Consider the following 15,232-nt stretch of genomic DNA (forward strand, 5'->3'; position numbering starts at 1 on the left):
GACATGTTTTCGATCAGTATACGCGAGCCGTGGAGGCGGAGGCAGATGCCGATAGCGCCAAAAGAGCCGCTATATTGCGAGCTGTGCCACGAATATTAGGCCGCGCCTCAGCCAGTGCTTCTTCCAGCAGACATGGCCGGTTAACAACACTGAACACGGCGCTGATTCCGTGCTCATACACTGCCTCGTACCCGGCACCCAGCGCACCCGCGAGCGCAATAACCGGAACACCATGCTGGCGGGCAAAGCGGGCCACACCCACTGGAGTCTTGCCCCGGACGGTCTGGCTGTCCAGCCGTCCTTCTCCGGTAATGACCAGATCAGCCCCCACCAGTGCTGTATCCAGCGCCAGTGCATCAAGCACGATATCCACTCCGGGGCGGAGCGTTGCTCTTAAAAAGACAGAGGCTCCGGCACCCAGACCACCCGCCGCACCAGCCCCCGGTGCTGTCATGATGCTGACACCGCCATGCGTTTCGAGGGCCTGACCAAACCGAAAGAGCGCTGTATCCAGCAAGGCCACCATATCTGGTGTAGCCCCTTTCTGCGGCCCGAAAACAGCCGAAGCCCCGTGCTCACCAGTGAGGGGGTTATCAACATCGCAGGCAATTTCGAATACGCTCTCGGCCAGCCGGGTATCGAGTGCGCTGGCGTCGATACGAGCCAGAGCCTGCAAAGCAGCCCCGCCGCGCGGTAGTTCCTGCCCGTTTTCATCAAGCAGACGCACACCGAGCGCCTGCGCCATACCGGCCCCGCCATCATTGGTAGCACTGCCGCCCAGACCCAGAATAAAGCGGCGGCACCCACCATCAAGCGCATGTAGAATAAGCTGCCCTAACCCGAAGGTTGTGGCGATACGCGGATCACGCGCCGCACGCGGCACCAGATCCAGCCCGGCAGCAGCAGCCATTTCAATTACAGCAGTGCGGCCATCGCCCAGCACGCCATAACGTGCGCGCACCCTCTCACCCATGGGGCCTGTCACATCATGGTGGAGGAACTGGCCTGCCGTTGCCTGTACCAGTGCATCGACCGTGCCCTCGCCCCCATCGGCCACAGGCAGGCTGATGCACTCAAGAGCAGGAAACACCGCTCTGAAACCGGCCTCGATCTCATCCGCCACGGCAAGGGAGGACAGACTTTCTTTGAAGGAATCACAGACAACAACAATTTTCATGATTCCCTCCGCCTGTAACCCAACACAACAGGCTTACGCTCAAACCGGTTTCAGGCCCGGCTGTAAACATCTTCTATCCGCACAATATCGTCATCCCCCAGATAAGGGCCAGACTGAACCTCGATCAGGGTAAGGGGGATTTTGCCGGGATTTTCCAACCGGTGCACAACACCAAGCGGCAGGTAGATGCTTTCATTCTCACGCAGCATCACCACCTCTTCACCTTTGGTCACCAGCGCTGTACCTGCTACAACAACCCAGTGTTCGGCCCGGTGAAAGTGCTTTTGCAGCGACAGCTTCTGCCCCGGCTGCACCACAATGCGCTTGACCTGAAAGCGCTCGCCCTGAATCAGCCCTTCGTAAAAACCCCATGGCCTATAAATACGATGATGGGCAACGGCCTCCTGCCGCCCTGCCTTGGTAAGGCGCGCGACCATTTTCTTGACATCCTGCGCACGGTCACGGTGCGCAATCATGACTGCATCGCGCGTGGTTACCACGACAAGGTCACTGACCCCGCACACGGTCGTAAGAATACCTTCCGAGCGAACATAGCAATTATTGGTATCGTCCAGAAAAACATCGCCATACACGGCGTTGCCGTCTTCATCCTTGGGGCTGAGTTCCCACAGGGCGTCCCAGCTCCCGATATCCGACCAGCCGAAATCGCCGGGCACGGTGGCGGCCAGCGCCGTACGTTCGGCAATGGCATAGTCCACCGAAATATTGGGGGCGGCACAGAACGAAGCGGGGTCAAGACGCTCGAAATCCAGATCAGCCACCCGCCGGGATACAGCCTGCTGCACGGCATCGAAAACCTGCGGCGCATGAGTGCGGGTTTCTTCCAAAAAGGTACTGGCACGGGCAATGAACATACCCGAATTCCATAAGTAGCGGCTGTCAGTTACGAGTGTTGCCGCCACCTCCGCCGAAGGTTTTTCCACAAACCGCGAAACAGTCCACACCCCCGGCACGTCCGGCAGTTCTGCTCCTTGCTCAATATAGCCATACCCCGTTTCCGCACGGGTGGGCCGCATACCAAAGGTTACCACATACCCTTCGGCAGCAGCCGCCACGGCCTTGTCCAGCGCACGGGCAAGGGCCGGTACATCACCGATCGCAGCATCGGCTGTCATGATCCACAAAATGGCTTCGGGGTCGCGTTCCGCGACCAGAAACGCCGCAGCCGCCACAGCCGGGGCAGAATTGCGCCCCTCCGGCTCCAGTACGATCGTGGCATCAGCCACCCCGACCTCGCGCAGTTGTTCGGCAATAATGAAACGGTGCTCGGCATTGCACACGATCACCGGGGCAGACAGGCCAATACCGCGACTGCGCAGCACGGTGTCCTGCAACAGCGTATGCTCGCCCAGAAGCCGCCAAAACTGTTTAGGGTAGCTCCCCCGTGACAAAGGCCACAGACGGCTTCCCGACCCCCCCGATAGAATAACCGGAACCACCTTGGGATTTGACAGCAATACGGCTTCGTTCACAGCACAGTTTTCCTGTTTTGTTCAGACACTGGCCCGAGCACGCCTGTCTATGCTCCAGCTCCTGTCTGTCTTTGGCATGATCCCCGTCAGGACACCAGTGTCCGATCAGCAAAGACCTGCCGCGTCACCCGAAAGAGGGTCTCGCGCAACCAGCGATGCACCGGGTCGGTATCCCGCCGGGGGTGCCACGCCTGAAACGCCTCAATAAACGGCAGGGGTAGCGGAAACTCGAAAGACGCCAGCCCCAGCGCTTCCATGGAAATATTTTCGAGCACCATCCCCGGTATGGCCAGCACCAGATCGGTCTTGGCCATGGTTTCAATCATGGCATGGTAGTTCGGCACCACCATAGCGATCCGCCGTGTCAGCCCATAGTCGCGCAGGGCCCAGTCGATCGGCCCACGCGCACGCCCCCGCCGCGACACACTGATATACTCGTACCGCACCATGCTTTGCGGAGTAAGCGGTTCATTAAGAATGGGGTGCCCCTCGCGCACCAGACCATACATCCGGTCGCGGAACAGGGTCTGCCGCCGGATTTCAGGTTTGAGCGCATCCGTAGCCCCTATGTACAGATCAATACTGTTATGGCGCAGCGGGTCAGAGGCCGGATCATCTACCTCCGGGGCAAAAATAATATCGCATTGCGGGCAATCCTGCCGCAGAGCGCGCAAAAGCGGCAGACCAATAGCGGCAATAATCAGATCATTGGCGCGGATGGTAAAGGTCGGGGCCATATTGGCCAGATCAGCCAGTGCCTGTGTCTCTATCAGCGCATCAGCCAGCCGTACCACTTCCTGCACGCGGGCAAGAATACCCGTGGCGAAGGAGGAGGCCGTCATCCGGCGGCCGGACTGCACGAGAATAGGGTCGGAAAAAACACGCCGCAGCTTGGCCAGGTGGCGGCTCATTGCTGGTTCGCTCACCTGCATGCGCCGGGCTGCGGCCGACACGCTTTCTTCTTCCACCAGAACGTGCAGATACCGCAGCAGATCGAGGTCGTACTGTCTCATCCTTCCGGTTTTAGACATCATCTGACGCAGAGACCAGATTTAATGGTTCCAGAAAGTGAAATCATCTTCTGCCTGAAATGAGGGTTTTGTCACGCACGCTTTGCTCTGATCATGCCGCCATGACACATCCCGCCCGCACTGAGCAGCCTGCTCCGGTCATTCATGCCGCACCAGCACTGCCGTCCTATATTCCGCCTTTTGGCCTGCGCACCATCATTGGCTGCCTTGGCATGTTGCTGGCGGTGCATGTCGCGGGGTTTAACGAGCATGTGACAGAAATCGGACTGGCCGATATCCGTGGAGCCATGCGTATCGGCCACGATGAAGGCACCTGGCTGATTACGCTGTACGAGGCATTCAACATCGCCGCCATGGCCTTTACGCCTTGGTTTTACATGACCTTTTCAATCTACCGTTTTTCCATTTTCATGACGGCAGTCATGGCGCTGCTGGCCATACCAGCCCCGTTCATGCCCGATGTCACATCGCTCTGTATCCTGCGGGCCATGCAGGGCATGACAGCAGGGTGCCTGCCACCCGTGCTCATGACGGTCATGCTCAAATACCTGCCCCCTGAAATCCGTGTCTTCGGCATCGGCGGTTACGCCATGAGTGCGACCTTCGGCCCCAATCTGGGCCTGCCGCTGGAAGCCTTCTGGTTTGAAAACCTTGGCTGGCACTGGCTTTACTGGGAAATCATCCCCATGGCTGCCCTTGCCATCGGCATGATGGCCTACGGCCTGCCCAAAGACCCTGTGCATCTGGAACGGTTCGAGAAGTTCAACTGGTTCGGACTAATGGTGGGGCTGCCCGCCATCATTTCCCTCGTGACCGTGCTGTATCAGGGCGACAGGCTGGACTGGTTCCGCTCTACGCTCATCACCCATCTGACATTCTGGGGGCTGGCGGCATTCGTGGTGTTTGTAATCAACGAAGCCTTTCACCCCAGCCCGTATTTTCGCATCCAGTACTGGAAGTCGCGCAATATTCAGGCATCGCTGCTTTCGCTCGTAGGCATTCTGGCCATCTGCTCGCTCATGGCCGAAATTCCCGCAACCTATCTTGAGGCCGTACGGGGCTACCGCCCGATCCAGACCGCGCCTGTCTCGCTGGTGGTAGCACTCCCGCAACTTGTCATGCTGCCACTTATCGCCGCCCTGTGTAACAGCGCACGGGTAGACTGCCGCTACGTGCTGGCTGGCGGCATGCTCTGTCTGGCCGGAGCCGCATGGCTTGGCACATGGCTAACACCGGACTGGGTGCGTGATAACTTCTACCCGATCCAGATGCTCCAGATTCTGGGCCAGCCCATGACAGTCATCCCCACACTCATGCTGGCGACACTGGCCATGGGGCCAGCGGATGGCCCCTTTATTTCAGGCATGGTCAACATGCTCAAAGGGCTGGCCAATGCCGTGGCGTTCGCGCTGTTTGCCACCCTGACGCGCCGCCGTGAGCAGTATCACTCCACCATGCTGCTCGGCCACGGCAGCGCCCATGCCACCCCGGCAGATGGTGCCAGCCCCATTGCCGGGCAGCTTGCCACAACCTCGCCCGATACCACGCATGTGGCGCACAACGCGCTACAGGTCTTTCACACCTACGTTCATGAGCAGTCGCTGGTACTGGCTCTGGCCGACATCTACCTGGGGGTGATGGTGGTGTGCCTTGGCTACGCGGGCCTCAACCTCGTGCTGCCAAAACGGGTTTATCCTCCCCGCGCACCCGCACGCCCCACGCCTGCCACCACCCCCATACCCGCTACCAGCCCCGCTCCCTGACTGTTCGGAACACCCCTCGCATGATCTACAGAAAACCCCTCCTTTATGCCGGATGCGCCGCCATGACCCTGTCCTGCCTTGCATGGCTCGGTTCACGGCTGGTGATTGGTGATGGTGTTCACCAATACACCAACGATGCCTATGTAACGGCCGATTTTACTCTCGTAGCCCCTAAAATAGCAGGCCGGATCGACCGGGTGGCAGCGCAGGACAACGAGCGCGTAAAAGCCGGTGAAGAACTGGTACATATAGAAGATGACGACTACCGCGCCGCACTGGATGTTGCGCACGGCACCGTGCTGGCAGCACAAGGGGATGTCTCCAACCTTGAAGCCAGCCTTCGTCGTCAGGATGCGCTGATCGCACAGGCACAGGCTGCCGTGCAGGCGGATGAGGCGGATCTGGTGTTCGCCCGGCAGAACCTCTCCCGTTACCGCACGCTTTCAGCCGGTGGCGCCGGCACCGTGGAACAGAAACAGTCTTCCGAGGCGCGGGAGAAAGAAGCACTGGCCGCCAAGGCGCGTGATACTGCGGCTGTCAGCGCCGCCACCTTGCAGGTAGGTGTCCTGCGTGCGCAGCTTGAACGGGCGCGCGGTGCGCTCCTACGCGCCCGTGGCGATGAAAAACAGGCCGCACTCAACCTTTCCTACTGCACCATTCCCGCCCCGGTAGATGGCGTGGTGGGCGCACGCAGTGCGCGCGTAGGCGCATATGTTCACCCCGGCACGACAGTCATGGCGATTGTGCCCACGCAGGAAGCCTACGTGCTCGGCAATTTTCAGGAAACCCAGCTTACACAGGTGCAGACCGGCCAGAGCGCCACACTCTGGGTTGATACCTTTCCGGGCCACCCGCTCAAGGCGCATGTGGATTCGATCGCTCCGGCCACGGATGTCGCCTTTGCCCCCATCCAGCCTGACAACGCCACCGGCAACTTTACCAAGGTGGTGCAGCGTGTGCCGGTCAAGCTGACATTCGACCCCGGCCAGCCAGACGCGGCGAAAGTACGCGTGGGCATGTCGGTTGAGGTCAAGATCGACACGGCCTCTCACCCGCAAGGCCCCCATGCCGGAGATGTGCGCTATGTCTGGCAGTAAACCCACACAACGCCGGGCCTGCCCGCTACGGCTGCAACGCGCGGTGCTGCCTGTCGTGCTGGCGTTTTCGGCCTGTACCGTAGGCCCGGACTATCACACCCCTGAGGTCAAGGCTCCAGCCACATGGCGGCAGACGCTCCCCCCTGAAAGCAGCCAGATCACAAGCGCCACAACCGATGCACAGTGGTGGACGATTTTCCACGACCCGCTGCTGACCCGGCTGGAAGAAACCGTTGCACGCGAAAATCTGGACTTAAAAGCCGCCTCCATGCGGTTGATGCAGAGCACCGCCGAACGCCGGATCGCCAGTGCGGCGCAAATGCCCCATATCGAGGGCAATGCGTCCTATGCCCGCGAGCGCGCCAGCACCAACGGTATCCTTGGCCTGCTTGGCACGATGGAGCGCCAGCAGGCAGGCCAGATCGCCAGCGGTACGCAGGGTTTCGGCCCCGCGGCCATGCCGGGCAGTGTGGGCAATCCGTCTTTCGACCTGCCGCAATACGGCATGAACGCCTCGTGGGAAGTGGATCTATGGGGGCATGTGCGCCGTCAGGTAGAGGCCGCCACAGCCGCCATGCACGCCACTGAAGACATGCAACGCGATGTGCTGGTATCCCTCATGGCGGAAACCGCGCAGGACTATATTGCCCTGCGTGGCGTGCAGGCGCATAGCGCCATCCTGCGCAGCAATATCGCCGTTGCCCGCCACAGTGTGGAACTGACACGCCTGCGCTTTCAGCAAGGGGCCGCAACCCGGCTTGATGTGGCCGAAGCCACAGGACAGCTCCACAGCTTTGAATCCCGGCTGGCCCCCCTTGAAAGCCAGCAGGTACACCTCCTCAATGCGCTCAGCTTTCTGGTCGCCCGCGAGCCGGGGGCTCTGGATGCGGAACTGGGCAGGCCGCAGGCCATTCCCGTTACCCCACCCGCCGTGCCGGTGGGCCTGCCCTCGCAACTGGCCGAACGCCGCCCGGATATTCGTATGGCGGCTGAACGCCTGCACATGGCCACGGCCAGTATCGGGGTTGCCGTAGCGGATTTTTTTCCACGCATAACCCTTTCGGGCAGTCTGGATATTCAGGCCTTGCAGTTCAGCGGCCTTGGGTCATGGGCATCGCGCCAGTACGGTTTTGGCCCCACCGCCACCCTGCCGATTTTTGAAGGCGGACGGCTGACAGGCCAGCTTCACCTGCGCAAAGCCCAGCAGCAGGAAGCTGCTCTGGCGTTCCAGCGCACAGTGCTCAAGGCATGGCAGGAAGTGGACAACGCCATGGCCGACTTTACCGCCGCCCAGAATGAGCGGGATCACCTGCATGAAGCCGTACAGGAAAACGAAACAGCCGTTAAAACCGCGCAGGCACAATATATTGCCGGGGCGTCGGACTTCCTGAATGTGCTGACCCTGCAAAATGCCCTGCTGTCATCGCAAAATGCGCTGGTGGATGCGACAACCCGCGTTGCCAGTACGCTAACACAGGTCTATCGCGCACTGGGTGGGGGCTGGGAAAACACCCCCCCTCTTGCCAGCACCGCCCGCACACCCTCCACTAACACCACGCCTGTTGGCACACCAACGGCAGGCAGGGGATAAACCGGCATGATTACACTTTTGCAGGCAGCAGAACGTTTGCAGGGCCCAGCCCTCGCCGTGCAGCATTATCCCTTGCCCGGCGAGGCGCCCGCAACCAACGCTCTGGCGACTGTTGCAAGGGTGAACCTGCCTGCTGGCCAGACCTTTACCCAGCCGCCCCCCGTGCTGGACAGGGATATTCTGACATGGATACACCGTGGCGCCGTGCGGGCCTGTGCCGCTCCCTTTCCGCCTGAAGACCTGACAGAAAACTGGCTGCATGCCATTGGCACCGAACCCAACGGCGCATCCCCCACATGGCAGGCCATGTGTGACAGCACCCTGATCCAGTTCCACATCCTGCCCGAAACACAGGAAGCCGCCCCGGAGCAAAGTGTGCGGCCAGCCTTTGCCGCACTGGAAGACGGGGGTTTTCGTATTCTGGCCTCTGGCTTTGCGGAGGATGACCCCGAAGACAACCCCGAAGCCACGCTAACCATAACCGATGGCGCCCCCCTGACCTTACGCAGCAGAAGCCGCCTGCTACACGCCGCCCTGCCTCAGGGGGAGGGCGCAGCCTACCAGACAACGCCCGAACGCGCCCTTTTCCTTCTGGTGGTGGAGGGGCAGGCACGCATTGACGGGACCACGCTCCAGCCACAGGATGCCGCCCTGATAACCGGCGAGGAAAACCTGACGGTGATAGCCAGCACGCAAAGTGTGCTCCTGCTTGTGGATACCCCCCTCACGCCCGAGAGCCTTTTATAAGGCTCCCACCTGAAAACAGCCGACAGAGCAGAGGGCAGAACAGGCCCCTTGCCCCACGACACCTGCGCCCCCCTCCCTGCCTGAGCCTTTGCCCTGTCATGGGTCATGAGCCGCTCCCTCCGGTTTCCTGCGCCACGCGCACCCGGCATGGAAAAAAGGGCAGCCTTGGTCATACCCCCATAAGCAGCCGGTTTCTGACATACTGCCACACCCGCCCACATACCGCAGAAATCGGCTCTTTAACGGGCTTTCCGACCACCGCGATGCAAACAATCACAAGAACGCACCGACACGGACGAAACACGCCTCCACACAGAAAAGTGTGCGGCTGTCCAGCCCTTCCCGGCATGCAGCGTATGAAGATACAACATATTGGCATGCAATTTTTGCATATTTCGTATACACTCCATCTCTCTGAACACAGGACCAGACAGAATAAGGATGCAACATGGCAGAAATAACGGCACTTCTGGCTGATATTGGACTTTTTGTACTACTTCCGTGGATATTCTGGCGGCTCACCCGCAAGGTGCTGCCTATTGTCGTCTTACCGATTCTGTTGGGTATTCTGCTGGCTGCCTGGCATGTACCGGTCAAACAGATCGGCATTCCTTCGGTTTATGGTACCGATATTGGCTGGGTCGCCGTTCTTGTGCTGGCTTTTACTGCCGGGCTGGAAATGTGGCAGCACCCCGGTGATGGCCCATCCGCCCATGCTCTGCCGCAACCGGGCCTGTGGCGGCTGCTGACCGGCGCACTGGTCGCTTTAGGGGGGCCATTTCTGGTTGGCTCCATTCTGGCCTACACATTCTTCCTGCACCTACCGGGCTGGGCCGCACCACAAGCCGCACCGTGGGTTTCGGCTGCGTCAATCGGCTTGTGCATTGCCGTAAGCGCCCTGCCGGTGCTGATCGGTGTGGTACGTGAACTGGACCCGGCACACAAACCTATGGGGCAGCTTGCCCTTAAACTGGCTGTGGTGGACGATGCGGCTCTGTGGATCGGGCTGGCAGCACTCCAGTTTGCCGCACGCGGATCATCCGCCCTGCATGGCTGGACAGAACTGGAATTTCTGGCCATCGGGCTGCTTGTCGCTATGGCGGCGGCAGGCAACTGGGCCTCGCGCCATTTTCTGCACCCACCTACATGGGTTATCTGGGTAACGGTGCCGGTTTATCTCGCGGCTGGTTCATGGGCCAGCATGCAGCTTGGCCTACATGAACTCATCGGCGCCTATTTCGCCGGTGCGCTGATGCCGCCAAGCTGGGTGCGCCGCCTGCCCGTGGAAGAGGTCGGCTCGTTTGCGCTGATCTGGCTTGCCCCGCTGTTTTTCGGCCATTCAGGCATGAAAATTGATGGCGATGCCCTGACATGGCCTTCTGTTCTGGCCTCGCTAGCACTGGTTGCGGTGTCTATCGTTGCCAAGATTGTCGCGGTTTTCCTCTACCCGCCCACTTCGGGGCTTAAACTCCGCCAGACCCTTGGCATAGGCGCACTACTACAATGCAAGGGGCTAATGGAAATCGTAGCCGCCACCATCCTGCACCAAAAAGGCATGCTGTCAGAGTTTGCCTTTGCCGCACTGGTCGTGCTTGCCGTTCTGTCCACCACGCTGACAGGCCCGCTGTTCAGGCTTCTGGCTCCGCCGATCCCGCGCGATCAGCCTGCCCGGCGTTAGCAACACCTGCCTGACCATGTCGGGCATAATCGGCCAACCTGCGTACGGCGGCCGTTATCCGCCGGGGTGGAATGGCCGCAAAGCCGAACAGCACCCCCTGCCGCGCCGGGGGGCCAAGATAGGTATCGGACAGGGGCCGTAGCAGAATACCGCAAGCCCTTGCCCCGGCACAAAAAGCCCGGTCATCCTGCCCATCCCGCAAGGTGCCGATCAGGTGCACACCGGCGTCAGATGGCTCCATATGCAGGATGTCGCCCATATGCCGGTTCACGGCCTCCACCAGCACGGTCTGACGTTCCCGGTATATCCGGCGCATGCGGCGGATATGGGCAGCAAACTGGCCTGAACGCATAAAGGACAGGAGTGTCACCTGCTCAAGCAATGGCGGGTGTCGATCAATCACACTTTTTGCGCTGGCAAAAGCCGCTCCATAAGCGGGTGGCGGCACAAGCACACCCAGCCGGAACGTTGGCAGAAGGGATTTGCTGAACGTCCCCAGATAGAAAACCCGCCCTGCCCGGTCCATGCTTTGCAGCGCAGGCAACGTGGCCCCTGCGTAGCGGAACTCACTGTCGTAATCATCCTCCACCACCAAAGCGCCGCAGGATTGGGCAAACGCCAGCAGTTCAACCCGGCGCGCCATGCTCATCGTCACTCCCAGAGGATACTGATGGGACGGCGTGACAAAAATCAGCCGGGGCGCTGGCTCTCTCCGCCGCCCTTCCTCCACACACAGGCCTTCGGCATCTACTGGCACCGGCACCAACCGCGCACCTGCGGCAATAAATGCACTACGGGTGCCCCCATAACCGGGCTCCTCTATCCAGACAGCCTCTCCGGGGTCCAGCAATACGCGAGCCAGCAGATCAAGCGATTGCTGCGAACCCGAAGTCATGATCACATCCCGACCTGCGGCCCGCAGGAACCGGGTTGCACGCAGGTTCTGGGCTATGGCCTCACGCAATGGCTCGTGGCCTGCTGCCGGGGCATAACCCAGCATATCCGGCTGTACCTGCCGCCAGCTACGCGCCATCAGCCTGATCCAGCTATCAAGAGGAAAAACATCAAAAGCAGGGACATCCGCCACAAAAGGTACCGGACGCGCACTCCCTCCCTCAAGCCCCATAGCGGCGAGCTGCCGCCCCCGCGCCGACAGAATGGGGCCGCCCCCCTCCCCCTTATCAGGCACCCAGTCAGGCTGAGCCGACAGCGATGGCAACACTGCCTCTTCAGGCAGGATGGACGCCACATAAACACCAGCCCCGCCGCGCGCATGGGCATAGCCTTCATCCGCCAGACGGGTATAAGCCGCCACCACCGTATTGCGTGACAACCCCAGTTCCGCCGCCAGAACCCGGCTGGCAGGCAGGCGCGTACCGGCCTCCACCCGCCCTGTCAGAATGGCTTCGCGCAGTTGCGCGTAGAGCGTGACATAAACCGGTTGCCCCCTGTCAGGCTCCAGACGAAAACTCAGCAACGAACCGGATGCGGCATATTGACGGGGCACGGCTTTTACATACGCCTCCTGTTCAGCAAAACACTATCGTGGAACAGGCCGCCACCGGTGACAAGCAACGAAAGAACCAGTGACCAATTGGCTCCTTCCATACGCGGGAATTGGCCCTAGCCCCACCGTCCTCCAGCATGCCATCCTGTCATGATTACCTATGTTTTATGCCGAGGTTTTCATGCAGATTCTTGTCTTCCAGCATCTTGATGTCGAACACCCCGGCGTTTTCCGCGATTTCTGGAAAAAAGCCGGACACGATGTCCATACCGTTCACTTCAACCGTGATGACATCATCCCCCCCTTGGAAGATTTTGATCTTCTGGTCGTACTTGGCGGGCCGATGGATGTCTGGGAAACTGAACAAAACCCTTGGCTGGTTCGAGAAATGTCAGCAATCTACCATTGGGTTCGTAATCTGGAAAAACCTTATTTTGGCATCTGTCTGGGCCACCAGCTTCTCGCACAGGCACTGGGTGGTCATGTCGGTCTGATGAAAAAGCCTGAAGTCGGGCTTGCCACTATCCATGTTACGACAGAAGGGCAGCAGGACCCTCTCTTTGCCAACGCACCTCATGAAATGGAAATTTTCCAATGGCACGGTGCCGAAGTACAAACCCTGCCTGAAGGGGCTGTGGTGCTGGCCGCCAATGCCGCCTGCCCCGTACAGGCCATGCGTGTCGGCCCCCACGCATGGGGACTGCAGTACCATGTAGAGATGACAGACACCACCGTAGCGGAATGGAGCGCCATTCCGGAATACAAGGCCAGTATGGAAAAAGCTCTGGGTGCAGAACGCGCCGCCACCCTTGAAACCACGCTGGCCCCCCTTCTGCCCGGTTTCAACGCCATGGCGCATGCTCTGAACGAAAACCTGTTCACCTGCATGACCCCGCATTCCTGAAAGACAGACCATGACCGGACAACCAGCCCTTCCACCCCCGAGTGCTCGCACCCGTGTGCGGCGTTTTCACCAGATTGCGTCTTATGACCCGCAAAGCGTCCACGCCATACTGGATGCCATGCCACTCTGCCATGTCGGATACATCCATAACGGCACGCCGATTGTCACCCCCACACTACAATGGCGCGATGGCGATCGTATTTTCTGGCATGCATCATCCGCCAGCCGCATGATCGACAGCGTTCTGGAACAGGATGTGTGTGTCACGGTTTCTTTATACGATGGTCTGGTCATGGCGCGCTCGGCTTTCAGCTACAATATCAATCACCGCTCCGTCATGATTTTCGGCCGCCCCGAAAAACTGTCAGACACCGAAAAAGCCGAACAACTGCGCAACATGGTCAACAAAACCATTCCCGGCCAATGGGACAGGCTGCGCCCAGTCACCCCACAGGAACTCAAGGCCACAACCGTTCTGGGGATGTCCATTACCGAGGCCTCAGCCAAAATACGCACAGGCCCACCGCAGGATGATGAGGCCGACAGCACTTTTCCCGTATGGGCAGGGGTGATCCCCGTACGCATGCAGGTTCTGCCACCTGAGCCTGATCCGCATAACCTGCCCGGCCTTGAACCTCCTGCCGAAATCGCCTCCTTTCATATCGGCTGATCATCCTCCTGAACCGGATCGGACAGAACGCGCCATGTAAGAAAAACATGGAGCTATGTGAGAAAAAATACTGAAATTCCTTCTGTTTTTTCGCACACTGTCCACCCATTCCGAATCCATCAAGGAAACCGGCTTATCCCGGTTCAGGAGACCTACTTGTCCACCCCTCTTTCTGCCATCAGCCTGTCCGATCTGGCGCAGGGGCGCACCATGCCCTTCGTACACAAACCTTACTGGTGGGAAGCCATACCCACCGCCGCACCGGAGAGCGCGGTTTCAGGCTTTGCGGATGTTGCTGTCGTTGGCTCTGGTTTTACCGGCCTTTCTGCTGCCCTTACTCTGGCGCGCGCGGGGCGGTCTGTCACCATTCTGGAAGCTGGCACTGCCGGATATGGCGCATCTACCCGCAATGGCGGGCAGGTTGGCTCAGGCAACCAGAAATTTCGTGTCAAAACCCTCATCGACATGATGGGTGTCAAGAAAGCACAGGCCCTTCTGATGGAAGGCGTTTCCATGCTTGACCATATGGAAACCCTGATCTCAGATGAAAAAATTGCCTGTTTTTTCAAACGTTGTGGTCGTTTTCGTGGCGCAGTCCGACCTGAACATTATGATGCCATGGCGCAGGATATGCAGGATCTTGAGCGCTACGCAGGCGTGCGCTCCTTTATGGTGCCAAAAGCCGAACAGCATAAAGAAATTGCAACAGATTTCTTCCACGGCGGCTCAATCCTGCCACAGGATGCCAGCCTGCACCCCGGCCTTTACCATACCGGACTGCTCGACAGGGCGCAGGAAGCCGGGGCACGCCTTGTGTGTCAGGCTCCTGTTCTCGCCGTACAGCGCGAAACCGATGGTTTTACACTCAGCACACCACGCGGCAGCATGAAAGCGCGTCAGGTTATTATTGCAACCAATGGGTATCGCCAGTCTTTCAGCCGTTTTTGTCGCAAACGGATCGTACCTGTTACCTCAGCCCTGATCGCAACCGCCCCCATGCCGGTTGACCGCCTACAGGCCCTTATGCCGGGTGGACGCATGTACGGAAACTCTGCCCGTGTTTTCTCATATTTCCGAGCGGCACCGGATGAACCGCGCCTGATCTGGGGTGGACGCGTCGGGCGTGGAACCCCAGAAACCAGCGCAAGAGCCTATGCCCACCTTGCCCGCGACCTGCTCAAGGTTTTCCCACAGGCAGGTGATCTGTCCCTTTCCCACGCATGGTCAGGTCAGATCGGTTACACATTTGACGAATTTCCCCATCTTGGTCTGGCACCCGATGGTCTGCATTACGCCATGGGATATTGCGGAACGGGTGTTTCACGCTCCACCTGGTTTGGCCGCAAGATTGCCCTACAAGTCATGGGTAAGCGCGAAGGTTTTTCAGAATTTACCGGGCTACGCTTTCCTTCGCATCCATTCCAGAAATTTGCACCGTCTGCTGTGCCATTTTTCGAACAATGGTACCGCCTGCGCGATACGCTCAATCTCTAAATCCAGAAAAATGGAGGGCACCCCCTCCACCCCGCAAGAGAAAACCCCCGCCGGACAAACCAGCGGGGGTTTTTTACAGA

12 protein-coding genes are annotated in these 15,232 nt (G+C 59.5%); 8 read left to right on the forward strand and 4 right to left on the reverse strand.

Translation table 11 applies throughout. The features are described from left to right. Window positions 1–13: 13 nt before the first annotated feature. The 3 genes from J2D75_RS08805 to J2D75_RS08815 form a co-directional block, all read right to left on the reverse strand. Window positions 14–1,177, reverse strand: a complete 1,164-nt coding sequence (locus tag J2D75_RS08805) for a glycerate kinase (RefSeq protein ID WP_207854412.1) — start codon at window positions 1,175–1,177, stop codon at window positions 14–16. Window positions 1,178–1,227: 50 nt separating this feature from the next. After that, window positions 1,228–2,670, reverse strand: coding sequence for a mannose-1-phosphate guanylyltransferase/mannose-6-phosphate isomerase (locus J2D75_RS08810; protein WP_207854413.1), 1,443 nt, complete (start codon window positions 2,668–2,670; stop codon window positions 1,228–1,230). 86 nt (window positions 2,671–2,756) lie between these two features. Then, window positions 2,757–3,683 carry a LysR family transcriptional regulator gene (locus J2D75_RS08815; protein ID WP_207854414.1) on the reverse strand — a complete coding sequence of 309 codons (927 nt, stop codon included), beginning with the start codon at window positions 3,681–3,683 and terminating at the stop codon, window positions 2,757–2,759. A 119-nt stretch (window positions 3,684–3,802) separates the two neighbouring features. Here J2D75_RS08815 and J2D75_RS08820 point away from each other — a divergent pair, with 119 nt between their 5' ends. From J2D75_RS08820 to J2D75_RS08840, 5 genes are all read left to right on the forward strand, one after another. Continuing rightward, a complete protein-coding gene (locus tag J2D75_RS08820) occupies window positions 3,803–5,464 on the forward strand; it encodes an MFS transporter (RefSeq protein ID WP_207854415.1) in 1,662 nt (553 codons plus the stop codon). Window positions 5,465–5,484: 20 nt separating this feature from the next. Next, window positions 5,485–6,561 (forward strand): HlyD family secretion protein, encoded by a 1,077-nt coding sequence (locus J2D75_RS08825; protein ID WP_207854416.1) that lies wholly within the window; start codon window positions 5,485–5,487, stop codon window positions 6,559–6,561. Further along, window positions 6,548–8,152, forward strand: coding sequence for an efflux transporter outer membrane subunit (locus tag J2D75_RS08830; RefSeq protein ID WP_408736753.1), 1,605 nt, complete (start codon window positions 6,548–6,550; stop codon window positions 8,150–8,152). Before J2D75_RS08825 ends, J2D75_RS08830 begins: the two co-directional genes overlap by 14 nt. A 6-nt stretch (window positions 8,153–8,158) precedes the next feature. Then, a complete protein-coding gene (locus tag J2D75_RS08835; RefSeq protein ID WP_207854417.1) occupies window positions 8,159–8,899 on the forward strand; it encodes a pirin family protein in 741 nt (246 codons plus the stop codon). 448 nt (window positions 8,900–9,347) lie between these two features. After that, window positions 9,348–10,577, forward strand: coding sequence for a cation:proton antiporter (locus J2D75_RS08840; protein ID WP_207854418.1), 1,230 nt, complete (start codon window positions 9,348–9,350; stop codon window positions 10,575–10,577). On the opposite strand, the gene pdxR is transcribed toward J2D75_RS08840, so the two are convergent. Beyond that, the gene (pdxR, locus tag J2D75_RS08845; RefSeq protein WP_207854419.1) at window positions 10,528–12,084 is read right to left on the reverse strand and encodes a MocR-like pyridoxine biosynthesis transcription factor PdxR; all 1,557 of its coding nucleotides are present in this window, start codon (window positions 12,082–12,084) and stop codon (window positions 10,528–10,530) included. The genes J2D75_RS08840 and pdxR overlap by 50 nt on opposite strands. Before the next feature lie 181 nt (window positions 12,085–12,265). On the opposite strand from pdxR, the gene J2D75_RS08850 reads away from it, so the two are divergent. The 3 genes from J2D75_RS08850 to J2D75_RS08860 all read left to right on the forward strand — a co-directional run bounded on the left by J2D75_RS08850 (window position 12,266) and on the right by J2D75_RS08860 (window position 15,152). Further along, window positions 12,266–12,988, forward strand: a complete 723-nt coding sequence (locus tag J2D75_RS08850; RefSeq protein WP_243428631.1) for a type 1 glutamine amidotransferase — start codon at window positions 12,266–12,268, stop codon at window positions 12,986–12,988. A gap of 10 nt (window positions 12,989–12,998) precedes the next feature. Next, the gene (locus J2D75_RS08855) at window positions 12,999–13,658 is read left to right on the forward strand and encodes a pyridoxamine 5'-phosphate oxidase family protein (protein ID WP_207854421.1); all 660 of its coding nucleotides are present in this window, start codon (window positions 12,999–13,001) and stop codon (window positions 13,656–13,658) included. Window positions 13,659–13,814: 156 nt separating this feature from the next. Next, on the forward strand, window positions 13,815–15,152 hold the full coding sequence (locus J2D75_RS08860) for an NAD(P)/FAD-dependent oxidoreductase (RefSeq protein ID WP_243428632.1): 1,338 nt from the start codon (window positions 13,815–13,817) through the stop codon (window positions 15,150–15,152). The last annotated feature ends 80 nt before the right edge of the window (window positions 15,153–15,232 follow it).

It is taken from the genome of Acetobacter suratthaniensis (genome assembly GCF_017377745.1).
In the GTDB taxonomy this organism is placed as follows: domain Bacteria; phylum Pseudomonadota; class Alphaproteobacteria; order Acetobacterales; family Acetobacteraceae; genus Acetobacter; species Acetobacter suratthaniensis.

Excerpts from the sequence above, each read along its gene's own strand:
- J2D75_RS08825 (WP_207854416.1), top strand. The coding sequence starts at position 5,485 with ATGATCTACAGAAAACCCCTCCTTTATGCCGGATGCGCCGCCATGACC.
- J2D75_RS08815 (WP_207854414.1), bottom strand. The coding sequence starts at position 3,683 with ATGAGACAGTACGACCTCGATCTGCTGCGGTATCTGCACGTTCTGGTG.
- J2D75_RS08820 (WP_207854415.1), top strand. The coding sequence starts at position 3,803 with ATGACACATCCCGCCCGCACTGAGCAGCCTGCTCCGGTCATTCATGCC.
- J2D75_RS08830 (WP_408736753.1), top strand. The coding sequence starts at position 6,548 with ATGTCTGGCAGTAAACCCACACAACGCCGGGCCTGCCCGCTACGGCTG.
- J2D75_RS08840 (WP_207854418.1), top strand. The coding sequence starts at position 9,348 with ATGGCAGAAATAACGGCACTTCTGGCTGATATTGGACTTTTTGTACTA.
- J2D75_RS08835 (WP_207854417.1), top strand. The coding sequence starts at position 8,159 with ATGATTACACTTTTGCAGGCAGCAGAACGTTTGCAGGGCCCAGCCCTC.
- J2D75_RS08805 (WP_207854412.1), bottom strand. The coding sequence starts at position 1,177 with ATGAAAATTGTTGTTGTCTGTGATTCCTTCAAAGAAAGTCTGTCCTCC.
- J2D75_RS08850 (WP_243428631.1), top strand. The coding sequence starts at position 12,266 with ATGCAGATTCTTGTCTTCCAGCATCTTGATGTCGAACACCCCGGCGTT.
- J2D75_RS08855 (WP_207854421.1), top strand. The coding sequence starts at position 12,999 with ATGACCGGACAACCAGCCCTTCCACCCCCGAGTGCTCGCACCCGTGTG.